The following is a 23,893-nucleotide window of genomic DNA, read 5'->3' as shown; positions in this document are numbered from 1 at the left end:
ATGGAGAAAAAGCGAATTGAATGGGTAGATATATATAAAGCACTGGGAATCATATTAGTTGTTGTAGGTCATGCAACAGGTGCATTTAATAATTATATTTACCAATTCCATATGGCCGCTTTTTTCTTCATTTCAGGCTATACGACCAATTTTGACAGAGACAGTGCGGTTCATTATGTATACAAAAAAATATACTCGTTGTATATCCCGCTTTTATTTTTGACTATAATGGGAGCTGCCTTGATGGCAATACTTAATGCAACGTCTGTTTATAGTGTTTTTTATGATGGTGGATATATAGGTTTTATAGATACAATAAAAAACTTTGTTTGTGAAGGAACGAACTATGTTTGGTGGCTTGGGGCTACATGGTTTATAGTGGTTCTGATGCAAGTTGAAATATGTCAACGAATTATTTACATGATTTGTGGTAATAAAAACGGAATTTTATATGCTGTATTTTCTCTTTCTTTATTTGTGTTTGGATATTTTTGTGTAGAAAATAGTCTGTTTAATGCTATTAATTTGGCATTCATAGGACAAGGCTTTTTTGCTACTGGTCAGATTATGAGATCAGGGAAAAAAATTGATGATATTTCAACTGGCAAATTGGTGGGAATAGGAGTGGCTGTTTGCGGATATTTATATTTTGCACAAAAATATTTTGACGCAACAGTGGATTATCCGAGCAAAAAATTTGGGAATATTGTTTTAAATTATTGTTCAGGAGTATTGGGAAGTTTATTGTTAATAGTGATTTCGTGTTGTTTGGTTAAACTTCTTAATGACAGAATGAAAAAACCGTTGATCGAAATTGGAAAAAGTACATTCGGAATTTTAGTATTTCACTTTATGGCGTTTAAAATATTATTCTTGATATTGGCTAAATTGGGAATAATTACAATGCAAGAAGTCCAGTTGACAACTCCAGCCGATTCAATAAAAAAATATTGGCTTTTTATTACTGTTTTTTCTGTGGCTTTTAGTATGGAATTATGGAAAATAGTAAATAAAAATAATTTTTTTTCTTTCTTGCTTGGAAAGAAAAATGGATGGGAAAAACTATGGAATAGAGTATTTAAGAGAGCAGAAAAATCTGTTGTAGAAATCGAAGAAAATAGTAACAAAACAATACAATATACTTTCAAGATGATGTGCATATTTTTTTTATGTGGAATATGGAGCTATATAGCGATTTCATATATTGGTTATTGGAAATCATTAGAGATAACATTCCCATATGCAGGTAATAAAAATGTGATTTTTGATGAAGGATGGCTACCACAAGGAGAGGAAACTTATCGCTGGATAGCAAAAGAGGGAAGTATTGAAGTAAAAAAAGGTAATTGGAATCAGATATACATGTCCGGTTATGTTCCTAAAGAATTTGATATGGTTACTGATATTAAAATAGAAATAAATGATGAGGAAGTGTTTGAAAAAGAATTAAAAGATGATAGAAATTGGTTGTATGAAGGAAACATATCATCTTCCCATGGATACAGAGTTGGAGAAATACTTAATATAAAAATAGTATTTAATGGTATTTACATGCCTGATGAAAATGAGGCGGATCAAAGAGAAAAAAGTAGTCTTGTGAATGAAATTATATTTAAATAGCAGGAGTTGCAATGACGCTGAAAAATAATTTGAACAAATTGTTGGAACAATACCATTTGTAGGTTTGTCTATATTTAAAATAAATTGCAGATTAGTAGAATTGAACTTTGAGAAAATCTTAATGGATTTGGCGTGGATTAAGTTTAACTTAATATGTTTTTTTATATTTTGCGAGTTTTGCCCAAAGTGAATTTTAAGATTATAATAGTATTTTATAAGAAAGCGTATAAGATGTATGACTGATTTTATATAGTATTAACAATATTTAAGGTTATTCTGCTAAATTAAATGGGTAAAATAAGGTTCGTTACGATAGATATTATTATAGTATGAAAGGAGAATAATATGGAAGAAAAGAAAAGAAATCAGTGCTTCATTTTTTTGATGGTAGTTGGTACCGTTTTACTTTTTTTCCCATTGCTTACATTAGGAATAATGCATAATGATGAGCTTCTTGCAAGATATTGGAGTATGCGAGGGGTAAAGGAATTTTTGACTCATTCATATACAGAACTTCTTCAGGGAAAAGGACGGGCTATGTCTTGCCTGGTAGTGCCTGTGACACAGATTCTGGGGTATATCGGAAAATCAAGATATTGCTTTCGAATCTTGCAGGTTCTTACAGTTATATCCAATATTGGATTATTTGCAAAACTGACAGAAGAGATTTTTCATAAAAAGACTCTGACAGGTATAGTGACAGTATTACTGGCATTGTTTATGCCACTTTCTTTCGAACCCACACTTCCGAATGCCTATGTGACTTTATATGGGATACCGCTTACATTATTATATGTATCTTTATTACTTTATATTTATTATCTCCGTACAGAAAAGAAAAAATATATGATTATAGCTATGATCCTGTTTTGGATCGTGTGCTGTAGTTATGAGGCTTTTATTACATACACACCGGTATTTCTTCTTTTGGGAATTACCGAAAGGCATATGTACAGCTGGAAAAAAATAAAAGAGAATATAAAGCCGTGTCTGGTGCCGATTATTGTGGGATGTGTTTTTCTGGCATGTTATGTAGTCACCGGAAAGATCTTTCCTTCTCAATATGATGGTACACAGATAGGATTTAATCTGAAGGCTTCTCTCGTGATCATCAAGAATCTGCTGCGCAGCGCTGTACCAGGGGGGTTGTTCCTTTCAGATAAATATTTATATCTGTTTAACTATTATAAACACTGGTTGTCTACAGAAGGTGTTATAAGAGTGATTGCAATCTTGATGATTGCTGGATATGCATTATGGAAAATCTTCAGAAAAGAAGTTGAAAAAGAGAAAAAGGAATTAGGGAAAAGCTTGCTGATTCTTGTAATGTTGCTCGGTTGTGCCGTTTTGCCTTTTTTACCTATTTCAGTATCTAAGATGTATCAGGGAAATGTAGGGGAGCAGGGATTTATTTCACTTCCGGTTTCTTATTTCTCTTATTTTGTTATGACCTTGGCGTTTTCTTATATTGTTTGGGGACTTACACGGTTTATTCGTTTCAAAAAGGTGATTAGTGTTGTGATGCTGGTAGGCATTCTTAGTCTTGGCTGCGCAATCCAGCTTGAAAATGATATTTTTTCAAGAGAAATGGATTATGATTTTACCAGACTTGAAAATATTGAAGCCCTTTTCAGAACAGATACGATAAATGAATACAATGGAAAAGAGATTTGCTCAAAAGAAATATATCAGGCGTATAATACCCTTGCAGTTCATGATTCTTACTGGACTGATTATGCACAGCTGCAGGGGAAAAATATTTCAGTGCTTCGGGCTGATCATGCCGGTCCTCTTCAATTGTATGCGACTTCAGCTGAACTATTTACGGTTGTAGACAAGGAAAATGGGAATTATGTTGCATTTTCACGTACACAGATCAGTGATACATGTGCAATGAAAGTGGGCTGGAAGCAATACATTTATTTAGATCCTGTAGAGAGCCCACAGAAGGATGGAGATTATTACATTTATCGAGGCATATACGATAAAAAAGATATACACAAAAGTGAAGTATAATGGATAAATGAAACAAAGGAGGATCCAATATGAGTGAAAATGGTGTTAAAATGCTGGAGTTTCCGCAAAAAGGAGACGAGAGGGGACATCTTGTAATTGTTGAAGGGCATAAAGATATACCTTTCGATATTAAACGTATTTTTTATATCTATGGTTCAGATACAGATGTAGTCAGAGGACAGCATGCTAATTTAAAAAGTCAATTTGTACTGATTAATGTTGCAGGGAAAAGTAAAGTGAAGGTTAAGGACGGACTTGGGAATGAAGCTGTTTTCAGCTTGAACCGCCCGCATACAGGAATTTATCTTCCACAGATGGTATGGAAAGATATGTATGATTTTTCAGAAGATTCTGTTCTTCTGGTACTTGCAAGTGAGCATTACGATCCGGATGAATATATCCGTGATTATGATGAGTTTGTCAAAATCGTGAAACGTACAGAAGGTAATGGTGGAGAAAAAGCATGAAGGTTTCGATAGTAATACCGGTTTATTATAATGACGATAATCTGATACCTCTTTATAAGGATATAAAAGAAAAGTTTATTGATGCCATTGATTATGAATATGAGATCGTTATGGTGAATGACGGTTCCAAAGACAATAGCTATGGAGTGATGCAGAAGCTGGCTGATCAGGACCCAAATATAAAGATTGTAAGCCTTTCTCGTAATTTCGGCTCTCATGCGGCGATTTTGTGCGGGCTTGAGAAAAGTACCGGAGATTGTGCAGTTGTAAAGGCAGCAGATCTTCAGGAGCCTACAGAACTGATCCTGAAAATGGTGGAAAGCTGGAAGAAGGGCAATAACGTAGTCCTGGCTGTACGAAAAGACAGGAATGAAAGCTTTGGAACTAAGCTTTTTGCCAATACATATTATTGGATGGTACGAAAGGCAGCTCTGTCCAACATGCCAAAAGGCGGCTTTGATGTGTATCTGCTGGATCGGAAGGTGATACAGGTGCTTCTGGCTCTGGATGAGAGAAACAGCGCTCTTACCGGGCAGATCCTGTGGAGTGGGTTTAAAACAGAAGAAATTCCGTATGTACGTCTGGAAAGAGAGATTGGAACAAGCAAATGGACATTTAAGAAAAAGGTGCGTCTGGTGGCAGATACCTTATTCAGCTTCTCCACTCTGCCGATTACGCTAGTTACAGGTATTGGAACGGTATCTTTTATAGGTGCTGTGGTCTGGGGGATTCTCGTATTGATCTGTAAGCTGATGGGATTGATACAGGTTAGTGGTTGGACTACACTGTTTATTTTTAATCTTCTCAGCTTTGGAATTATTATGGTCACATTGGGGATTCTGGGTGGATATTTGTGGAGGACTTTTGATGCTTCCAGGAACAGACCCACTTATATTGTGGAAGAAGAAAATAAGGTTGTGGATAAAGATGGGAGGAATGAACAATAATGAAGATCATGCCCAATAGAATGGATCGTGGATTTGAAATGTATCAGCAGGAATTTGAGGATAAAGCTCTACAGGTGTTAAGATCCGGCTGGTATGTACTTGGAAATGAAGTGAAATCTTTTGAAAATGAATTTGCTCAATATGAAGGGGCAAAACATTGTGTAGGTCTGGCAAGTGGACTGGATGCTTTGTGGATCGCATTCCGTGTTCTGGGAATAGGAAAAGGGGATGAAGTGATCGTGCAGGGGAATACCTATATTGCCAGTGTTATGGGCATCACCATTAACGGTGCAACCCCCATATTTGTTGAGCCGGATGAATACAACAATATTGATGCGTCCAAAATAGAAGAGAAGATTACAGATAGGACAAAAGCCATTCTGGTTGTTCATTTATACGGACAGGCATCCAATATGAAACCAGTTGTGGAGCTTGCAAAGAAGTATGATCTGCGGCTGGTAGAAGACTGTGCACAGTCTCATGGCGCCTGCTTTGACGGGAAAATGACAGGAACCTTTGGGGATATTGGTTGTTTTTCTTTTTATCCGTCCAAGAATCTAGGAGCATTTGGAGATGCAGGAGCCATTGTAACAAATGATGATAAGATTGCACAGGATGTAAGGATCTTCCGTAATTATGGAAGTGAAAAGCGTTACCATAACAAGGTGGTAGGTGCCAATTCCAGATTAGATGAGCTTCAGGCCGGACTTCTCAGGGTAAGACTTGGCCACCTGGAAGAATTGACGAAAGAAAAGACTAGCCTTTGTGAAAGGTATCTGAAAGAAATTAAGAATCCTCTGATCCATCTTCCCAAGATTCGTGAAGGTGCAACTACTGTATGGCATCAGTTTGTGATTCATTGTGAGAGAAGAGATGAACTGATCCAATATCTGAATGAAAGAGAGATCGGGACAATTATCCACTATCCGATTCCTCCGCATTTATCAGAGGCGTATCAGTATCTGGGAATGAAAGAAGGGTCTTTGCCCATTACAGAACAGTATGCAAAAGAAGTGCTGTCTATTCCGCTTTATAATGGAATGACAGAAGAAGAGCAGGATTTTGTAATCAAATGTTTGAATGAATTTGGAAAGGGTGAAGGACTGTGAATCATCAGTATCATGCTTCTTATGAAAATATTATGCTCCGTCCTTTGGAGCGGAAAGATATCGAGAATCTGCGGGTGTGGCGTAATGACGCCACACAGACCCGCTTCCTTAGAAAGATTGATCATATTACGCCAGAAATGCAGGAAAAGTGGTATGAATCTTATTTAAAAGATAATGATACCATTGCATTTGCTATTGAAGAGACAGAACATCTACACCGTATGGTGGGAAGTCTGTCTTTATATGATTTTCGGGAAGAACAGGCTGAGATCGGACGGCTACAGGTGGGAGATATGGAAGCCAGAGGTCATGGCATCGGTGGCAAAAGCTTTGTATTGGCCATGATGGTAGCATTTAGAAAAATGGGATTAAAGAAGATCATTGCATCTGTTCATCAGGAGAATCAGGCTGCATATAAAAGCTATCTGAAGATTGGCTTCCAGGTATGTGGGAGTCACCCGGCATCGGTAGGTGGAATCGAAGATGAAATCTGGATCGATGAAAAAAGACTGACAGAGGTTAATGGATATACAGAAGAAATAAAGATGTAAGGGAATGTGCAGTAGAAGCATTCAGTTAGATACAAGAGAGTGAAGGAAAAAGAGAGTTTGGTTATGGAGAAAATCGCAGGCAGTGTATGGAAATTTATTGAGAAAGCAGCAGGGTTTGTTGTGTTTAAGATACTCCACCTTCATATAAGTGAAGAAAAATGGCAGGGATTTCTGCAATTTATTAAATTTGGAATTGTGGGACTCAGCAATACGTTTGTATCTTATGTGATATATGTGATTTCGCTGCTTCTTTTCCAAAAAAACGGATGGTTTGTGAAGACAGACTATTTGATCGCACAGGTCATTGCATTTGTGCTTAGTGTGCTTTGGTCGTTTTACTGGAATCGTAAATATGTGTTTAACAGCGAGGATGGCGAGGCAGTGTCCTGGTATAAGGCACTGATAAAGACATATATTTCATATGCATTTACCGGACTGTTCCTGAATACGGTTTTGTCTGTTTTATGGGTTCAGATCCTGGGAATTTCAAAGATGATCGCTCCAATCGTCAATTTGCTGATCAGTGTACCGTTGAATTTTATTATGAATAAATTCTGGGCATTCAAAAAGTAAGAATAGTAGGATAAATGGGAAATGAGGAAAAGAGATATGGAAAAAAATAAGGGGATAGCTTTTAAAGGAAAGGCATGGAACTATGCGGGAATCTTTTTACTGTTCCTGGCAGTTAGTTTTTTGCTGAACTGGTCTCTGCTGATAGGGGAAAACCTGATGAAATATGATATTTGGGATGCAGAATATCCTTCTCAGGTGTTAATGTCAGAGGCAATAGCTAACCATACGTTGCCGTTATGGAATCCCCTAATGCGTTATGGGACTCCGGCTTATGCTGTATTGGGAACACCGGTATGGTATTTTATTACCCTCATTTTGGCATGGTTTGGTTATACGCCAACAACAGTAGCTTTTTCATATGCAATCCATATCGCTATTGGCGGTTTTGGAATGTTTCTTCTTGCAGGGCAGGAATTAAGTGAAAATGGTCAGAAATCGTCAGGAAAGCAGTGGGCAGGATTCCTGGTCGGGCTGTTGTATTGCTGCAGCGGTGTGTTTATAGGAAATGCCCAGCATATTATGATTATTATTTCTGCTGCATGGATCCCATATGTATTTCTGTTTGTACGTTCTTATCTTGAAAAAAAGCAGGTCGTATTTGCTCTGGCAGCTGGTTTTTGTGCTGCCCAACTTCTTATGGGCGGATATCCGGAGATGTTTATGGATCTGTTTTTGTTTCTGGTTCCTTATACATTGTATTTTTCGTATTCTAAAGATCAGACAGTAATTAAAAACCTATTTACAGCATTTAAAAAGTTTATATTGGTATGTATATTTACTGTTTTGGCAGGAGCAGTTATCCTGCTACCATTTCTAAGCAATATGTCGTTAATTACCAGAGGCAATGGGTTAGGGGTTCAACCTTCCGGCTTTTCTTCCATGGCTTATCTCTCATTCATTTTACCGAAGACCTATAGTTACATTAATATTGGCGAGCCAAGCATGACCAATTATTATATGGGTATTATCACGGTTTTATTAATGCCAATGATTTTTGACAGAAAGCAAAAGAATAAAAAAGTTTATCTGAGTTTGGCTGTAGCTGCTTTTTTATTATGCTTTGGCGAAAATTCGTTTTTGCACGCTTTATTGTACCGATTTGTTCCAATGTATTCCAGTTTTCGATTTCCAACATTGAACAGGATTTTTGTTGCAATGTTTGTTTTGCTTTGTCTTGCACCTGTATTACAGGATATACTTCAGACAGGAAAAATTGCAAAAAAGGTATTGCTATTTACTTTTGGGCTGATGATCATAATCATTGGGGTAGGAAGTGCAGCTGCGGTAACAGAATATCTTCATAATGTAGATGGGATGCAGGATGCGGCTAATATTAAGACTTTTGCGGAAACAATGATGCGTCTTGGGGTAATATTACTTGTATATCTGGGTGTATTTTATATGGTATATACCAGACAGGTTGTTATGATCTGGAGAAAGATTCTGGTTACAGGCATTGTAGTGATAGAGGTTTTTACATGTTTTCTTGGAGAATTGCCGATTACGATCGCCAGATATCCACAGGGGCAGTATAGCTGGGATGTGGCAACGCAAAAGAATATTGATCGTGAATTCAATTTGTATGAAAAACGTAAGAGAGGTGTGAATTTTGCAGGGCATACCAGAAGCACCAGCGGATTGAACAGTCAGCAGGTTGTATTTAACCAGACCTTTGATGAGGAAGGATACTGTTCATTTCTTCTAAAAGCCACAAATGATTTTAAACAGACATATTTCAGAAATATCATAGAGCAGAACCCGGAAGTATATTTCTCAAATCATGTGATCACGCCAGATAATATAAGTTATGATGAATGGGTTTCAAGAGGTGGAAATACATCGGAGCAGATATATACGGATCAGGGGCTGGAGGAACAAATTCGGGAATATCAGACATTAAATCCTAAGATTACAGCACAGGATGCGTTAAATCTGACACAGACCGACAATGGATTTGCAGTAGATGGGAACATGCAAGCTGGAGAGAATCAAACAGGAAGAGTCAGACTTTATTGGGATACAAAGGAAACGGATACCATTTCGATGGCTGTTGATTTCATGGACAGTGAGGGTAATCATCAGACAGTCAGCGGGGATTATACATTGACTGAACAAGATGGCCGCTTCTATACAGATATTTATTTCCCATCTTTGGATAAAGTGTATCAGCAGGCCAGTGTTACTATGGATGGGCAGGTTCCTGCTAATGCAGAATTGATTCAGACAGAAAGAATGACCACAGATAATATTGTGGATGTTTCCTGGTTTGGATTTAACAGTATCCAGATGACGGTTGATGCGCCAACAGAAGGTTATGTTACAGTTCTTCAGGCGAAGCATAAAGGATGGACAGCTTATGTAGATGGCGAGAAAACAGAAATTGCCACAATTAATAACTGTTTTATGGGACTTCATGTATCAAAGGGAACGCATACGATCGTCATGAAATTCCGTCCGAAAGAATGGTTTATCGGGGGAGCAATATCTGCTTTATATGTGATTGTATTATTTGTAATGCTGATCAGGTATGGCAGAAAAAAATGTAAATAAACAAAAGAGCTTATGATATCGCTTTATATAATCAGAATGGAGTGAGAGGTTATGAAAATACATTTCAAAAAAATAGGATATTCATTGCTGGTACTGTTTGCGATGCTTGTTTTTATGCCATTTACAGCCCATGCATATGCATTTAACAAAACTGTTGATATGCAGAAAATTGCAGAAGGAAAGTATTTCTTCAATGGGGAAGATATGGCTGATTATTCTGATATAGAGGATTATGTGGTATATCATAAATTTTCAGTGTCCAAAACAGCACTAATTGAAATTTATGGAGATTCCTACTATTTCGCAGGATCATATTGGGCTGATAAAATGCATGGGGACTTTGCACTTTGTAATAGTGACAAGAAAGTAATCATGAATATTAAAGATTACAGTGAAAGTGAAAAAGAGGATAAGCATGGTTATTGGGATTATTCTTATTTTCTGGTAAAGCCTGGAACTTATTATCTCAGGTATATTGGATTTGATGGATACAAACTTCATCTGGATTATAAATATTGTTCCCGGAAGCCTGCAACTTCAAAAAATAGAGCGAAGCCTGTAAAAGCTAGGAAAAGCGTTTCTGGCTTTTTCTATCAGAATGAGAAAAAAACGCATTGGTATAAGCTGAAGCTGACAAAGAGAAAGAAGATCAAGCTGAGTTTTACTTCATATGGTACAGGAGCAATGTGGATATATCTGATAGGACCTGGAATTCGTACAAAAGATTCTTATATGTGGAGCTATGATACTACATATACGGACTGGATGGGAGATAAATATGAGCACAGCCTGGAGCCAGGAACCTATTATCTGAAGGTTGTGAGGAAGAAACCATCTGTTTCGGGAATGTATTCAATTAAATGGAAATAGATAAAAGGTACACATTCCTGGATTTATGATCTGTTAATGAGGGATTTCCTAAAAATACGATTAAAAACTTATGAAATGAATTTTATACATTTTCCGTATATTTTTCTTTCGGAATAGGAAACAGTATGTTATCCTATATATATCATAGGAGATTTTGATTTACATAAGCTCTTCTGAAAAACAAATCATAGAAGGTGGTGAATCCATGGGAAGAAAGGATATCATCACAAAAGAGTACATGGAAGACACAGAGGTCTTTGCGGATGTGTTCAACCATATGATCTACCAAGGAGAAAAGGTCATTGACCCTAAGAATTTAAAGGAACTGGATACGGCCAGTGTGGTGATCCCTTATGGAGCTGACGGGGCGGAGGTGCCTTATCAGAAATACCGGGATGTGTTCAAGATTCTGTGTGCGATGAAGGATGAAAATGCGGTGTATCTGCTCCTGGGAGTGGAAAACCAGTCAAATGTCCATTACGCAATGCCAGTGAAAAACATGGTTTATGATTCTCTGGAATATGCGGCACAGGTACAGAAAGCGGAGTCTTCCCACAGAGAGGCATTGCGGAAGAAGAATCCAAAGGAGAAGAAACCGGATCCGGCAGAGTTCCTTTCAGGCTTTTACAAGGAAGACAGATTGCTCCCAATCATAACAGTTGTGGTGTATTTTGGGGCTGACAACTGGGAGGCACCAAGGTCTCTCCATGAGATGCTGGCAGTGCAGGATGAAAAGATTTTGTCATTGGTTCCGGATTATCGGATCAATCTAATTGCACCAGGGGAAATGAGCGAAGAGGAGCTGGAGCACTTTACCTCTAATTTTCGGGAAGTGATGCAGTTTATTAAGTATTCTGAGGATGCAGAAAAACTGGAAAGGCTTGTAAAAGCGAACGCCGCATTTGCAACTGTGGACAGAAAAGCTGTTCGAGTGATGGAGGAGATGACGGGAATGAAGATAGAAAAGGAAGCCAGGGGAGAAAAGGTGAATGTTTGTAAAGGGATTCTTGGCATAGAGGAAAAGGGAAGAGCAGCTGGAAGAGAAGAAGGAAGAGAAGAAGGAAGAGCAGAAGGAAGAGCAGAGGGAGTGTCTGCCGGGATACAGCGCGAGCAGAAGCTTACAAGATCCCTGCTAGGAGATAATCGGCTTGATGATTTGAAACGGGCACTTGATGATCCTGCGTTCCGTCAAAAGCTTTGTGAAGAGTACGGAATTGATTAAATCACATCCATGAATGGTCCCAAGAGAAGCTGTGGGGGTACTGCAGAGGCAGACTTTTATGGACATCAGACAAAGCATGGCTCCTTTGTATTTGGCGGTTCTTCCGCCTGGAGAGGTATAATAAGGATAACGGAACACCGGTAAATTCATCCAAAACAGCACCTTGTATCTGCCGTGGAATCATGAAGTACTTTCCGGATCTTGCCAATGCCAAGATCGTAAGGACCTGGGCAGGCTGGATGGATGCTTCCTCAGATGGCGTCCCATCCCTTGGAACAGTGGATGAAATCCCAGGATTGTACGTGGCTTGTGCTTTTAACGGTCATGGTTTTGGTATTGCGCCGGCAGTGGGAGAGCAGCTTGCAAAGCTTATTGTCACAGGAAAAACAGATGTGGATATCCAGGCCTTACATTATGACCGGTATAAGGCAAAGATTTAACTGTTTTGTGATTTTGAAGAAATAGATGCAGGATAAAGAAGGAGATCAGAATGAATAATTTCACATTTCATATCCCAACAGATATCAGAGTTGGTAAGGATCAGATACAGTGTCTGCTTGAAGAACTGGCAAAATACGGAAAGAAGGTTTTGCTTGTATATTGGTGGCGGGAGCATTAAAAGGAGTGGCCTTTATGACAAGATTCGGGAGCTTTTTAAGGATTTTGAAGTGTCAGAACTGCCTGGGATAGAACCTAATCCAAAGCTTACCTCTGTGGAAAAGGGCACTGCGATCTGCAAAGAAAAGGGGATACAGGTCATATTGGCTGTGGGAGGTGGAAGTACCATCGATGCATCTTAACATATCGCAGCATCAGCCTGTTATGATGGCCAGCCCTGGGATCTGGTTAAGGACAGAAGTCTTGTGGCAGGAGCGCTGCCTGTTGCAGTGGTTCTTACAATATGTGCTACCGGTTCTGAAATGAATTCCGGAGCAGTCATCAGCAATGAGAAGACCCATGAGAAACTGGAGATAAACCATCCTCTGTTGTATCCCAGGTTATCCTTCTGTGATCCTACATATCTGTATACATTGCCTTCCAAACAGACGGCAGCAGGTGCGGTTGATATTCTTTCCCACGTAATGGAGCAGTATTTCCAGCCAAATGATGAGGCCTATATTACAGATGTGCTCAGCGAGGCGGTAATGAAAACCGTGGTGAAATATGCCCGCAAAGCAATGGATGAACCGGAAAATTATGAGGCCAGATCTAATCTGATGTGGGCATCAACAATCGGGTTAAATCATCTGCTTACTGTAGGAAAGGGTGGAGCCTGGAGCGTTCATCCCATTGAGCATGTGCTTAGTGCTTATTATGACATCACACATGGAGTCGGGCTTGCCATACTGACACCTGCGTGGATGGAATATGTTTTGTCTGATAAGACAGCACCTCGATTTGCAAGATTTGCAAGAGAAGTATTCGGAGTAGGGGAAGCTGATGACAGAAAAGCAGCCAGGCTTGGGATTGAAAAGGTCAGACAGTTCAATCGGTCCCTTGCAATGCCTTCCACTCTTTCAGAAGCAGGAGTATTAGAAGAAAAATTTGATGAGATGGCAGCGGAAGCAGTAAGAACCAGCGGAATCGCCTCAAGAGCTTATGTAAAGCTTCAGGTGCCTGATGTAAAAAATATCTTAATGAATTGCAAATAAGATATTCTCTCTTTTGCATTTTTTTCTGTATCCCTGTGATTTCAGGATATGAAATCAGAACAAGGTTTCTTCATTTTCATCAAACAATTTATCATTGATCTCAAAAAGCCCAAGACCATGTTGCAGCCCATAATAAATGATAGCATCTCGTTTCAGCTTTGGATAAAGCTGAGCCATGCCGCACAGCTTCAATAGCTCCTGGGCTTCCTCTATGCTTGCACCCAGACCGTAACACAGGCATAAAAGACGGTTCCTGGAGGGATTCCTGCGGCCTGCAAAAATCTGGTGCAGATAAATCTCACTCATTCCTGATTGTTTGGCAAGTGCAGCCTTTGAAATATTTTTCCTTTCAAACAGCTGGTTTAATAATTCAGCGATACTTTTATTCACAAATAAATTCTCATTCTTAGTCAGAAAACGTGCCAGATCTGGTGAATCCATAAGCTCTTGCTGCAAATGATCTGTGGTTCTTTTTTTCATTGTCCATACCTTTACAATAATTTTATTATAAGTTACAATATTTTTAACAATACATATAACTTTAAATGTACAATAAATTGATAAAAAAAACAATATGCACATGAAATAGTAATAGAAATATATGTACATGGCATAGTGACAGGGATGGAAACAATGAATCTTTATGACAATCTTCTGGAAGCAGTCCATTATGAATATGATACTATCCGATTTTTTAAAAAAAGTGAACAACGGGAAGTTTCTCTTGTGCGTCACAAAAGCAGTGGCACCCTGTATGTTTTTAAGCATTTTTCAGGAAATAGTGAGGTATATCGAAAGCTTCTTGCCATATACTGTCCCAATTTGCCGCAGATCATGGAAGTTGGTGAGAAGGAGGGCAGGACAGCTCTTTTGGAGGAGTATGTACAGGGAGATAATCTGGGGGAATTTCTGGAAGGAGGCCTTCTTACAAGCAGAGAGGCAAGACAGATCACCAGGAAATTATGTTCGGCTTTGTGGGTGCTCCATTCTATGGGGGTAGTACATAGGGATGTAAAACCAGAGAACATTATCATACGTGGAAAAGAAGTAGTTCTCATTGATTTTGATGCTTCCAGGATCTATAAAAACAATAACCGGGAAGACACACAGATCCTTGGCACTACCGGATATGCAGCACCTGAACAGTATGGTCTGTCACAATCTGATGGGCGTGCAGATATTTATGCGCTGGGCATTTTGCTTAATATTATGCTTACCGGGGAGCATCCATCACGAAAGCTTGCTGGTGGCAGAATGGGAAGGATCGTACAAAGATGTACAATGGTCAGTCCGGAAAAAAGATACAAAAATATTCTTCATCTGATGGAGATTTTATAAATAACAAGAGGGAAAATCAATGAGCAAAAAGTGTATAAAATGCGGACAGCTGATACCGGATGAAGCATCCTTTTGTCCGCATTGTACAGCAGTTCAGACAGAAAAAAAGGAGATAAAACCACCCAGACGATGGAAGAAGAAAGCGTTGATCATTCTGACTATCCTGATCCTGAGTGCAGTTGTGGGGACTGTTTTTTTTATGCATCACAAGCCCCAAAAATACGAAGGCGGCGCGCAGATCGTTTATCAGGATAAAGATAAATCATATAAGGTTCTGCTGACTTTTTCCCAGGAAGATGGTGTGACAGGACATGCACAGGGAGAGCGTACCGATACACTGTCTGAGGGGATGGACAGTGCACTGCCTTGTCAGCTGTATGTTCTTGATCAGAAAACCGGGAAGCTGGCATGGAAAGAATTTACAGAAAAGGTTAAGTCCTGCCAGGTAAATACAAAGCCTTATGAAAATTCTCAGAAGATGGAGTTTGTGGAACCAACTCATAATGAAAGCTTTCCAGATGCAGCATATGTATCGGATATCCTTTTTCATGCGGACAGCGGCACCAATGACATTGAATGGATGCTGACTATGGAAAACGGAGATACGATTTCCCTACGTACAAAGCTTACATTGGAAAAGCAGAAAGCAGTTACTTATTATTTCGAGGATACTCCGATGGAAACAACCGATCAATTAAAGGCACTGTTGGCTTCCATTGAGGAAGAAGTGCCATCAGATACCACAGTATATCTTCATCTTCCGGCAGTGACCTATGATGGAGATATTGTTTTCGGAGATCATGTATGGGGGATTTATGGAAGCACAGAAGAGGACATCACCACTACCTTTACCGGAACCGTAAGTATGAGAGGAATGAATGGAAATTATGCTGATATATCCGGCGTACATTTTGCTGGAAATTCAGGAACCGGTCTGAATGCGTATTGTCTGGTACTTCTTTCCCAGTGCAGCTTTGACGGATGGGATACTGCAGCGTTTGCACAAAATGGGGCATGGGTCAATGCAATGGATTGTACTTTTACAAATAATATAACGGCATTGAAATTTAACAGCAGCACTTCTTATGGCTCTGCGCCAAACTATTTAAATAATACGTTTACTGATAACGGAACGGCTGTCTGTATCAACAATCTGCCGGGAACAGAAGTGCTTGATTTTGCAGGAAGCATATTCGCAGGAAATGATACAGACATTGACAATAAAGCGGAGCATCCTGTAGATACAGCCAAGGCAGCTTTTCAATAATATGCAGATGAATAGTTTCTGGCAGGATTGCAAAGATGTGCAGCAAAATCAGGCCACTGGTTCATGAGGCACCTCCTGCAAGACGAATTACGATACTATGCAGCAGGGTAATTGTGTTTGAAAATGCTAATATTTATAATAGAAATGAATGCCTGATTCAGGCAAAAAATATAGTATATCATTATGGGGGGAAGAGAAATGAAGAGATTCAAAAAAATGTCAGTGATCCTGTTTCTTTGCATGCTGGTGAGCATGCTGGCCATGCCGGTTTCAGCCAAGGCAGCAGCGCTGAACAGAAAAAGCATTACCTTGAATGTAGGTAAAAGTTATAAGTTAAAGGCAAAGGGAATCAAAGGAAGAATCACCTGGACAAGCAGTAAAAAGAGTGTGGCAACGGTTTCTAAGACCGGAGTTGTAAAGGCGAGAAAGAAGGGAACAGCTGTTATCACGGCCAAATACGGAAAGAAAAAACTTACATGCAAAGTAACAGTTAAAAAGCCGGTGAAAGATACAAAATTCCCTCAATCATATTTTAAAACTGTCAAGGTGAATGCGTCTAATATTTCACAGTATTTCACCTATGTAACTATTCCAAGATATGATATGTGGGGAGAAAGAGACGGATGCTACATTATGTTAAAGTGTAAGGATCCTAACTGGTATCTGCTTACCGCAAAAAACTATGCGGCGGAATTTGTTTTTAACATTGTTTACAATGATGAGGACGGAACCAGAGCGACCAGGGAGGCAAAGCTTCAGATATCTGGTGCCGGAAGTGCCACAGATGCTTACTGGACAAAAGAACATACGAATGTAAGCATTACAGATAAAGTATGCTCCAGGGCACAGGGAACGCTTGTGTTTGTGAATAAAAAAGCTGTAAAGAGTATCCAATATGGCCCATATGACACATACCTGAAGATGAAAAAATTCACTTATTTTGAATACAATGATAAAGTAGCGGAATACGTACATAAGAAATACAGTAGTTTTTCTATTCCGTCTTACACCCTACAGCCATTTGAGCCACATAAGTAAGCTCCTTTTACAAAAGGCATAGCAAAAGAGAATCCATAAAAGAGATTTTATAAAAACAAAAGAGACTTTATAAAACAAGAGGGGATAGGAAATGAAGAGATTCAAAAAAATGTCAGGGATCCTGTTTCTTTGCATGCTGGTGAGCATGCTGGCCATGCCGGTTTCAGCCAAGGCAGCAGCACTGAACAGGAAAAGCATTACATTGAATGTAGGTAAAAGTTATAAGTTAAAGGCAAAGGGAATCAAAAGGAAAATCACCTGGACAAGCAGTAAAAAGAGTGTGGCAACGGTTTCCAAGACCGGAGTTGTAAAGGCGAGAAAGAAGGGAACAGCTGTTATCACCGCCAAATACGGAAAGAAAAAACTTACATGCAAAGTAACAGTTAAAAAGCCGGTGAAAGGTGTTAAATCATATTTTAAAACAGCAGATTTGAATATGTCTAACTTTTCACAGTATTTTGCCCCTGAAATCGTTAGGTCTTATGATAGTACATGGGGAGACCCCAATGGTTACAGAATTTTCTGGAGAGCAAAGGATCTGAATGGATGGTACCTGTTTTCAACAAAAAATTTTGCAGTAGAGTACAATATACAGATTGATTATGATACCGAGGACGGAAGACGGACGATGAACATAACCACGGAGAGTAACTTTCTGGAAAATCTTGAGTATGATCTTAGCAGTGTGGTGATTACCCCCACCCGTGCAAAAGGAACCTTAACTTTTATTAAGAAAGATGCAATAACAAAAATCCAGTATCGTAATGATGAAACCCTGAAACGAAGACGCGTTTCTAACTGTAAGTTAATAAAAGAACTGGATAATTATATGATGAAAAATTACTACGAAAAAGGGCTTAATTTTATGGATTTCTTTTCCATATTGCTGCCGTTTGAGTAATGGATAACATGCATACGATGAAGGAAAAAATAGAAATCTCAAGAGGAGACCAGTAATGAAAGAAAAGATAATGAGAAAAGGATTTATAAAGAAGGGGCTGTTTTTATGGATTGCCTGCTTTATGGTATCGCTGTGTTTTGCACCTGCACAGGCTAAGGCAGCAACAAGTGCAGCACCAAAAGTAGCGAAAAAGATCGTATATTACAGGTCTACCTGGACAGATGATAAAAAAGTAACAGTTAAAAATGTGGGAAAGGGTAAGATCATTTCCGTAAAGTCTTCCAACCCGGATGTGGTAGAGATTGAAAGTTCAGGACGGGATGATTTTGAGTATATTCCTTATGAAAATGGAGTATCCAATATAACCATAAAGGTAAAAAAGAATAAAAAAGTTTACACTTTGAAAACTACCCTTATCGTAAAAGACGCAAAGCCTGTTCAGTATTTGAAGGTTGACGGAAAAAATATTTTTGATACAGATCGTCATGGCTTTTTCACAGTCAAAGATAAGAAAAGCAAACATAAGGTTTCCTGGAAATTAGCCAAGGGCTGGAAGCTGGTATTTGCCAAATACAGTGATCAGGAGAACTGGATCTGGTATGACTCAGCCCGGTCTTTTAAAAATGGAAAATATGTACCCAACACGAAAAAAGGAAGCTGGCTTCAGATCCGTGTGAAGGATTCTAAAGGAGTAGAATACAAATTAGATATTCACTTTGGCGGAAACAGAAGATATTATTAGATATAACAATAAGAAAGGGTATATGAAGATTGGTAGGAATCAATTGAATTCCTTTTATGGAGTTACAAGAAGGTATGTGAATTAGTAAATGTGTTTTCAACGCTATAAACAAGGGGCTGTCGCAAGTGCGGCAACCCCTTTGTAATAATCTGTATTCTATGCGAATTTCTGGAAGAAATTATTCTCCAAAGTATCTCTTAAGAAGACCAGCGAATGCTTTTCCATGTCTTGCCTCATCCTTAGCCATTTCATGAACAGTATCATGAATAGCATCCAGATTAGCTGCTTTCGCACGTTTCGCAAGGTCGAATTTACCAGCTGTAGCACCGTTCTCAGCTTCTACACGCATCTCAAGGTTCTTCTTGGTGCTGTCTGTAACAACTTCACCTAACAGCTCTGCAAACTTAGCAGCATGCTCTGCTTCTTCATAAGCTGCTTTCTCCCAGTACAGGCCGATCTCCGGATATCCCTCTCTGTGAGCTACTCTTGCCATTGCAAGATACATACCAACCTCAGAGCACTCACCCTGGAAGTTTGCTCTTAAGTCTGCAAGAATGTCTTCGCTCACGCCCTGAGCAACACCTACAACATGTTCAGCTGCCCATGTAAGGTTTCCTTCATCCTGCTTAGTGAACTTAGATGCTGGTGCTTTACACTGTGGACAGGCTTCTGGTGGATTCTCGCCTTCATAAACATAACCGCATACACTACATACCCATTTTGCCATAATTCATATCTCCTTTTCTATAATTTAATTATTTAATTTTTAATAATAGTAATTATTACTGTTTTAATGTAACATGTAATTGCTGAATTGTCAAGTAAAACTTTTGGTTTTTAATAAGTAAAATTTTTGGCTTTTAATAAGGAATAGTTACTCTTTTCCCTTACAATCCTTGCAGATCCCGTAAAAACTGGCGTTATAATGAGTGATCTCACCGCCTGTAAAATGGATAGCCGCCTCTGCCATAAGCTTGTCAAAATGCTCCTCATCCATATCAAGGACTCTGCCGCATCTGGTGCACATAAAGTGACAGTGGGGATCGATCCGGGCGTCAAATCTGTCTGAACCGCCAAAGCTTGCAAGCTTCTGGATCTCTCCAATATCAGAAAGAAGAGAAAGATTGCGGTACACAGTTCCAAGGCTGATCTTTGGATATATAAGCTTTACATTCTCATATACAGTGTCAGCAGTAGGATGATCTGTACGTCCTCGCAGGAATTCTTTGATGGATTCTCGCTGGCGGCTGAATTTCATGGCTGCCATAAAACTAGCTCCTTTCTGATAATGATAACTGTTACTGAAATTAATATAACCTATTTTCTTCTGTATGTCAATAAGTAATTAACAGAATTTACGAATTTATTCGTTGTCGATGACATGTACTGTTTTAGTTATTATTGAATGTATGATTTGTTTGATCCGATCTTTACTGTGTGATCTGTCTTGCCACGTATACACCGCTGGCAGAAGCATGGGAAAGAGAGTGTGTAACGCCGCTGCCGTCACCAATCACATACAATCCTTTATATTTGGTTTCAAGATTTTCATTGATGTCTACTTCCATGTTATAGAATTTAACTTCCACACCATAAAGCAGGGTATCATCATTGGCAGTACCTGGAGCGATTTTGTCAAGGGCATAGATCATCTCAATGATTCCATCCAGGATTCGCTTGGGAAGTACAAGGCTCAGATCTCCGGGAGTAGCAGCCAGGGTTGGACGAACCATGCCCTCATCAATACGGCTGACAGTACTTCTGCGGCCTCGGACAAGATCGCCAAAGCGCTGAACGATCACACCACCGCCCAGCATATTGGAGAGACGGGCAATGCTTTCGCCATAGCCGTTACTATCCTTGAAGGGTTGGGAAAAGTGCTTGGCAACAAGAAGTGCAAAGTTTGTATTTTCTGTTTGTTTCTGAGGATCTTCGTAGCTGTGGCCGTTTACAGTGACAATTCCGTTTGTATTTTCATTTACAACGATCCCATAGGGATTCATGCAGAAGGTACGTACATTATCTTCAAATTTTTCTGTGCGGTATACGATCTTGCTTTCGTACAGTTCATCTGTCAGGTGGGAGAAGATCACAGCAGGGATCTCTACACGCACACCGATATCCACACGGTTGGATTTGGTAGGGATATCCAGTTCTTTACATATTTTTTCCATCCATTTGCTGCCGCTTCGTCCTACTGAGACGATACACTTCTCACAGTCGTCATAGGAATCACCATGATAGATGCGGTAGCCTGTATCCAGAACTTCAATATGATCTACTGAGGTATCAAAAAAGAAATCCATTTTGTTATTCAGCTCATTGAACAGGTTCTCAAGAACAATATAGTTGATATCTGTACCCAGATGGCGGACAGAAGCGTCCAGGAGACGAAGCTTGTTCTGGATGCAAAGCTTTTTGAATTTCGTCTGCGCAGTGGAATACATTTTTGTTTTTTCTCCCCCATGGGAAACATTGATGGAATCTACATATTCCATAAGGTCAATGGCCTGCTTTTTGCCGATATGTTCATACAGAGTGCCGCCAAAATCATTGGTAATATTATATTTTCCATCGGAAAAAGCGCCTGCGCCGCCAAAACCACTCATAATGGCACAGGTTTTACATTTGATACAGCTTTTTACCTTATCTCCGTCAATGGGACAGTGACGTCGGGAAAGAGGATGGCCTTCTTCAAAAACTGCGATTTTCAGATCAGGGTTTCGGTGGATCAGCTCATAGGCAGAAAAAATACCGCCAGGACCGGCACCAACAATAATCACATCATATTTCAATTTGCTCACACTCCTTATTTTTTTAATAGTTTCAACTGTTTACCAATAGTATCCTGCAAGAAAAGACAGGTACCATTTCATGGTTTTATAACCTTATTTTATCCTATCATAATTTGGGTATTGGAACAAGCAACAGGCAGAAAATACGGCAAAACTGTGTTTACAAAAACGGCAAAGTGTGTTACGATGCATTCATAAAGAAGAAAACCCAAGGACTCGTCTTCTCAATGGTAGGTTGGGAAGGCGTTTTTTGTTGTAGAAAGAGGAGGAATCAAGAAATGGAAAAACAGAAGTATTATATTACAACAGCCATTGCGTACACATCCGGAAAACCTCATATCGGCAATACTTACGAGGCTGTTCTGGCAGATGCCATTGCCAGATACAAAAGACAGCAGGGGTATGATGTGTTTTTCCAGACCGGAACTGACGAGCATGGCCAGAAGATTGAGCTGAAAGCAGCTGAAGCAGGAGTTACACCTAAGGAATTTGTGGATAATGTTTCCGGTCAGATCAAAGAGATCTGGGATTTGATGAATACCTCTTATGATAAATTCATCCGTACAACAGATGCTGATCATGAGAAGCAGGTACAGAAGATTTTCAAGAAAATGTATGCAAAGGGAGATATCTACAAAGGACATTATGAGGGAATGTACTGTACTCCATGTGAGTCATTCTTTACAGAATCCCAGCTGGTAGACGGTAAATGCCCGGATTGTGGAAGGCCTTGCGTTCCCGCAAAGGAAGAGGCATATTTCTTCAAAATGAGCAAATATGCAGACAAGCTTATCGATTACATTAATACACATCCGGATTTTATTCAGCCGGAATCCAGAAAGAACGAGATGATGAACAACTTCCTGCTTCCTGGACTTCAGGATCTTTGCGTTTCCAGAACTTCCTTTAAGTGGGGAATTCCGGTTGATTTTGATCCGAAACATGTTGTTTATGTATGGCTGGATGCACTGACAAACTATATTACCGGGATCGGCTATGACTGTGACGGCAACAGTACAGAGCAGTTTAATAAAATGTGGCCTGCAGATCTGCATCTGATCGGAAAGGATATTATCCGTTTCCATACTATTTATTGGCCGATCTTCCTGATGTCTCTGGATCTGCCGCTTCCAAAGCAGGTATTTGGACATCCATGGCTTTTGCAGGGCAATGGTAAAATGAGTAAATCAAAAGGCAATGTGATCTATGCAGACGAGCTGGTAGATTTCTTTGGCGTGGATGCTGTCCGTTATTTCGTACTCCACGAAATGCCTTTTGACAATGATGGAGTGATCACCTGGGAACTGATGGTGGAGCGCCTTAATTCTGAACTGGCTAATACACTGGGCAATCTGGTCAACCGTACTATTTCCATGTCAAATAAGTATTTTGGCGGTGTTGTAGAGAATAAGGGAGTTGCAGAGCCTGTAGATGAGGATCTGAAATCTTTTATCCTGTCCATACCTGGAAAAGTAGATGCCAAAATGGAGAAGCTTCGTGTAGCAGATGCTATTACGGAGGTGTTTACACTGTTCAAGAGATGTAACAAATATATTGATGAAACAATGCCATGGGCACTTGCAAAGGATGAGACAAAGCAGGATCGTCTGGCAACAGTCCTTTACAATCTGGTTGAAGGGATCTGCATGGGTGCTACACTTCTTCAGTCCTTTATGCCGGATACTGCAGCAAGGATCCTTGCCCAGTTAAATGCAAAAGAGCGTACACTGGAAGATCTTAAGACCTTTGGATTGTATCCTTCAGGCAATAAAGTAACAGAAAAGCCGGAGATCCTTTTCGCACGTCTGGACCTGAAAGAGGTTATGGCAAAGGTAGAAGTGCTTCATCCGTCCAAGCCGGAAGAGCCTGCAAAAGAAGAAGAGAAAGGCATTGATCTTGAAGCAAAGCCGGAGATCACTTTTGATGATTTTTCCAAGCTTCAGTTCCAGGTAGGGGAGATCATTGCTTGTGAAGCAGTGAAGAAATCTAAAAAGCTTCTGTGCTCTCAGGTAAAGATCGGCAGCCAGGTGCGCCAGATCGTGTCCGGTATCAAGGCACATTATACACCGGAGCAGATGGTTGGGAAGAAGGTTATGGTTGTTACCAATCTGAAGCCGGCCAAGCTGGCAGGTATCTTAAGTGAGGGAATGATCCTTTGCGCTGAAGATGAGGAAGGCAAGCTTTCCCTTATGGTTCCTGAAAGAGAAATGCCTGCAGGAGCTGAGATCTGCTGAT

General features: G+C 39.6%; 23 protein-coding genes and 1 pseudogene. 20 read left to right on the top strand and 4 right to left on the bottom strand.

Annotated features, from left to right (window positions below):
* The 14 genes and pseudogenes from G5B11_RS05205 (at position 1) to G5B11_RS19825 (ending at position 13,577) form a co-directional block, all read left to right on the top strand.
* The gene (locus G5B11_RS05205) at positions 1-1,620 is read left to right on the top strand and encodes an acyltransferase family protein (protein WP_158420789.1); all 1,620 of its coding nucleotides are present in this window, start codon (positions 1-3) and stop codon (positions 1,618-1,620) included.
* A 345-nt stretch (positions 1,621-1,965) separates the two neighbouring features.
* On the top strand, positions 1,966-3,636 hold the full coding sequence (locus tag G5B11_RS05200) for a hypothetical protein (protein WP_158420788.1): 1,671 nt from the start codon (positions 1,966-1,968) through the stop codon (positions 3,634-3,636).
* Between the two features lie 29 nt (positions 3,637-3,665).
* Positions 3,666-4,103: a sugar 3,4-ketoisomerase gene (locus G5B11_RS05195; protein ID WP_158420787.1), complete on the top strand. Its 438-nt coding sequence runs from the start codon at positions 3,666-3,668 to the stop codon at positions 4,101-4,103.
* A complete protein-coding gene (locus tag G5B11_RS05190) occupies positions 4,100-5,050 on the top strand; it encodes a glycosyltransferase family 2 protein (protein ID WP_173727100.1) in 951 nt (316 codons plus the stop codon). Before G5B11_RS05195 ends, G5B11_RS05190 begins: the two co-directional genes overlap by 4 nt.
* Entirely contained in the window at positions 5,050-6,159 is a 1,110-nt protein-coding gene (locus G5B11_RS05185) for a DegT/DnrJ/EryC1/StrS family aminotransferase (protein WP_173727099.1), read from the top strand. Before G5B11_RS05190 ends, G5B11_RS05185 begins: the two co-directional genes overlap by 1 nt.
* On the top strand, positions 6,156-6,710 hold the full coding sequence (locus G5B11_RS05180) for a GNAT family N-acetyltransferase (protein ID WP_158420784.1): 555 nt from the start codon (positions 6,156-6,158) through the stop codon (positions 6,708-6,710). Before G5B11_RS05185 ends, G5B11_RS05180 begins: the two co-directional genes overlap by 4 nt.
* Positions 6,711-6,773: 63 nt before the next feature.
* Positions 6,774-7,283 carry a GtrA family protein gene (locus tag G5B11_RS05175; protein WP_158420783.1) on the top strand — a complete coding sequence of 170 codons (510 nt, stop codon included), beginning with the start codon at positions 6,774-6,776 and terminating at the stop codon, positions 7,281-7,283.
* A 36-nt stretch (positions 7,284-7,319) separates the two neighbouring features.
* On the top strand, positions 7,320-9,833 hold the full coding sequence (locus G5B11_RS05170; RefSeq protein ID WP_173727098.1) for a YfhO family protein: 2,514 nt from the start codon (positions 7,320-7,322) through the stop codon (positions 9,831-9,833).
* 51 nt (positions 9,834-9,884) lie between these two features.
* The gene (locus G5B11_RS05165) at positions 9,885-10,703 is read left to right on the top strand and encodes a hypothetical protein (protein WP_173727097.1); all 819 of its coding nucleotides are present in this window, start codon (positions 9,885-9,887) and stop codon (positions 10,701-10,703) included.
* Between the two features lie 205 nt (positions 10,704-10,908).
* A complete protein-coding gene (locus G5B11_RS05160; protein WP_244092921.1) occupies positions 10,909-11,925 on the top strand; it encodes an Rpn family recombination-promoting nuclease/putative transposase in 1,017 nt (338 codons plus the stop codon).
* Between the two features lie 5 nt (positions 11,926-11,930).
* Positions 11,931-12,365 (top strand): NAD(P)/FAD-dependent oxidoreductase, encoded by a 435-nt coding sequence (locus tag G5B11_RS05155; protein ID WP_330603077.1) that lies wholly within the window; start codon positions 11,931-11,933, stop codon positions 12,363-12,365.
* A gap of 50 nt (positions 12,366-12,415) precedes the next feature.
* Positions 12,416-12,544: a hypothetical protein gene (locus G5B11_RS19300; protein WP_262583389.1), complete on the top strand. Its 129-nt coding sequence runs from the start codon at positions 12,416-12,418 to the stop codon at positions 12,542-12,544.
* Positions 12,483-12,881, top strand: a pseudogene (locus G5B11_RS19830) (iron-containing alcohol dehydrogenase); the annotation flags it as partial. The gene G5B11_RS19300 and the pseudogene G5B11_RS19830, both read left to right, overlap by 62 nt.
* A gap of 126 nt (positions 12,882-13,007) precedes the next feature.
* Positions 13,008-13,577 carry a hypothetical protein gene (locus tag G5B11_RS19825; protein WP_442859923.1) on the top strand — a complete coding sequence of 190 codons (570 nt, stop codon included), beginning with the start codon at positions 13,008-13,010 and terminating at the stop codon, positions 13,575-13,577.
* Positions 13,578-13,631: 54 nt separating this feature from the next.
* On the opposite strand, the gene G5B11_RS05145 is transcribed toward G5B11_RS19825, so the two are convergent.
* Positions 13,632-14,057, bottom strand: coding sequence for a helix-turn-helix domain-containing protein (locus tag G5B11_RS05145; RefSeq protein ID WP_158422889.1), 426 nt, complete (start codon positions 14,055-14,057; stop codon positions 13,632-13,634).
* A 153-nt stretch (positions 14,058-14,210) separates the two neighbouring features.
* Between G5B11_RS05145 and G5B11_RS05140 the strand changes: the two genes are divergently transcribed.
* From G5B11_RS05140 to G5B11_RS05120, 5 genes are all read left to right on the top strand, one after another.
* Positions 14,211-14,915 (top strand): serine/threonine protein kinase, encoded by a 705-nt coding sequence (locus G5B11_RS05140; protein WP_244092920.1) that lies wholly within the window; start codon positions 14,211-14,213, stop codon positions 14,913-14,915.
* Between the two features lie 19 nt (positions 14,916-14,934).
* Complete coding sequence (locus tag G5B11_RS05135) at positions 14,935-16,182, top strand: zinc ribbon domain-containing protein (protein WP_158422305.1); 1,248 nt, start codon at positions 14,935-14,937, stop codon at positions 16,180-16,182.
* A 198-nt stretch (positions 16,183-16,380) separates the two neighbouring features.
* The gene (locus tag G5B11_RS05130) at positions 16,381-17,220 is read left to right on the top strand and encodes an Ig-like domain-containing protein (protein ID WP_244092919.1); all 840 of its coding nucleotides are present in this window, start codon (positions 16,381-16,383) and stop codon (positions 17,218-17,220) included.
* A 91-nt stretch (positions 17,221-17,311) separates the two neighbouring features.
* A complete protein-coding gene (locus tag G5B11_RS05125) occupies positions 17,312-18,121 on the top strand; it encodes an Ig-like domain-containing protein (RefSeq protein ID WP_158422303.1) in 810 nt (269 codons plus the stop codon).
* A gap of 55 nt (positions 18,122-18,176) precedes the next feature.
* The gene (locus G5B11_RS05120; RefSeq protein WP_158422302.1) at positions 18,177-18,863 is read left to right on the top strand and encodes a hypothetical protein; all 687 of its coding nucleotides are present in this window, start codon (positions 18,177-18,179) and stop codon (positions 18,861-18,863) included.
* Between the two features lie 178 nt (positions 18,864-19,041).
* Here the strand turns inward: G5B11_RS05120 and G5B11_RS05115 are convergent, their stop codons facing one another.
* From G5B11_RS05115 to G5B11_RS05105, 3 genes are all read right to left on the bottom strand, one after another.
* The gene (locus tag G5B11_RS05115; RefSeq protein WP_158422301.1) at positions 19,042-19,590 is read right to left on the bottom strand and encodes an NADH peroxidase; all 549 of its coding nucleotides are present in this window, start codon (positions 19,588-19,590) and stop codon (positions 19,042-19,044) included.
* A gap of 147 nt (positions 19,591-19,737) precedes the next feature.
* Positions 19,738-20,130: a Fur family transcriptional regulator gene (locus tag G5B11_RS05110; protein ID WP_158422300.1), complete on the bottom strand. Its 393-nt coding sequence runs from the start codon at positions 20,128-20,130 to the stop codon at positions 19,738-19,740.
* A gap of 163 nt (positions 20,131-20,293) precedes the next feature.
* On the bottom strand, positions 20,294-21,658 hold the full coding sequence (locus G5B11_RS05105; RefSeq protein ID WP_173727096.1) for an NAD(P)/FAD-dependent oxidoreductase: 1,365 nt from the start codon (positions 21,656-21,658) through the stop codon (positions 20,294-20,296).
* 227 nt (positions 21,659-21,885) lie between these two features.
* Here G5B11_RS05105 and metG point away from each other — a divergent pair, with 227 nt between their 5' ends.
* Complete coding sequence (metG, locus tag G5B11_RS05100) at positions 21,886-23,892, top strand: methionine--tRNA ligase (RefSeq protein WP_158422299.1); 2,007 nt, start codon at positions 21,886-21,888, stop codon at positions 23,890-23,892.
* Position 23,893 lies beyond the last annotated feature (1 nt).

This window comes from Blautia glucerasea, from assembly GCF_013304385.1.
In the GTDB taxonomy this organism is placed as follows: Bacteria; Bacillota; Clostridia; order Lachnospirales; family Lachnospiraceae; genus Blautia_A; species Blautia_A ammoniilytica.
Note: the sequence above shows the minus strand (reverse complement) of the source record. Positions and strands in the feature narration are given on the sequence as shown.

Coding starts and splice junctions, on each gene's coding strand:
- G5B11_RS05145 (WP_158422889.1), bottom strand. CDS start 14,057: ATGAAAAAAAGAACCACAGATCATTTGCAGCAAGAGCTTATGGATTCA.
- metG (WP_158422299.1), top strand. CDS start 21,886: ATGGTAGGTTGGGAAGGCGTTTTTTGTTGTAGAAAGAGGAGGAATCAA.
- G5B11_RS05170 (WP_173727098.1), top strand. CDS start 7,320: ATGGAAAAAAATAAGGGGATAGCTTTTAAAGGAAAGGCATGGAACTAT.
- G5B11_RS05205 (WP_158420789.1), top strand. CDS start 1: ATGGAGAAAAAGCGAATTGAATGGGTAGATATATATAAAGCACTGGGA.
- G5B11_RS05115 (WP_158422301.1), bottom strand. CDS start 19,590: ATGGCAAAATGGGTATGTAGTGTATGCGGTTATGTTTATGAAGGCGAG.
- G5B11_RS05200 (WP_158420788.1), top strand. CDS start 1,966: ATGGAAGAAAAGAAAAGAAATCAGTGCTTCATTTTTTTGATGGTAGTT.
- G5B11_RS05130 (WP_244092919.1), top strand. CDS start 16,381: ATGAAGAGATTCAAAAAAATGTCAGTGATCCTGTTTCTTTGCATGCTG.
- G5B11_RS05140 (WP_244092920.1), top strand. CDS start 14,211: ATGAATCTTTATGACAATCTTCTGGAAGCAGTCCATTATGAATATGAT.
- G5B11_RS05160 (WP_244092921.1), top strand. CDS start 10,909: ATGGGAAGAAAGGATATCATCACAAAAGAGTACATGGAAGACACAGAG.
- G5B11_RS05175 (WP_158420783.1), top strand. CDS start 6,774: ATGGAGAAAATCGCAGGCAGTGTATGGAAATTTATTGAGAAAGCAGCA.
- G5B11_RS05195 (WP_158420787.1), top strand. CDS start 3,666: ATGAGTGAAAATGGTGTTAAAATGCTGGAGTTTCCGCAAAAAGGAGAC.
- G5B11_RS05120 (WP_158422302.1), top strand. CDS start 18,177: ATGAAAGAAAAGATAATGAGAAAAGGATTTATAAAGAAGGGGCTGTTT.
- G5B11_RS05135 (WP_158422305.1), top strand. CDS start 14,935: ATGAGCAAAAAGTGTATAAAATGCGGACAGCTGATACCGGATGAAGCA.
- G5B11_RS05110 (WP_158422300.1), bottom strand. CDS start 20,130: ATGGCAGCCATGAAATTCAGCCGCCAGCGAGAATCCATCAAAGAATTC.
- G5B11_RS05165 (WP_173727097.1), top strand. CDS start 9,885: ATGAAAATACATTTCAAAAAAATAGGATATTCATTGCTGGTACTGTTT.
- G5B11_RS05185 (WP_173727099.1), top strand. CDS start 5,050: ATGAAGATCATGCCCAATAGAATGGATCGTGGATTTGAAATGTATCAG.
- G5B11_RS19825 (WP_442859923.1), top strand. CDS start 13,008: ATGGAGCAGTATTTCCAGCCAAATGATGAGGCCTATATTACAGATGTG.
- G5B11_RS19300 (WP_262583389.1), top strand. CDS start 12,416: ATGAATAATTTCACATTTCATATCCCAACAGATATCAGAGTTGGTAAG.
- G5B11_RS05125 (WP_158422303.1), top strand. CDS start 17,312: ATGAAGAGATTCAAAAAAATGTCAGGGATCCTGTTTCTTTGCATGCTG.
- G5B11_RS05190 (WP_173727100.1), top strand. CDS start 4,100: ATGAAGGTTTCGATAGTAATACCGGTTTATTATAATGACGATAATCTG.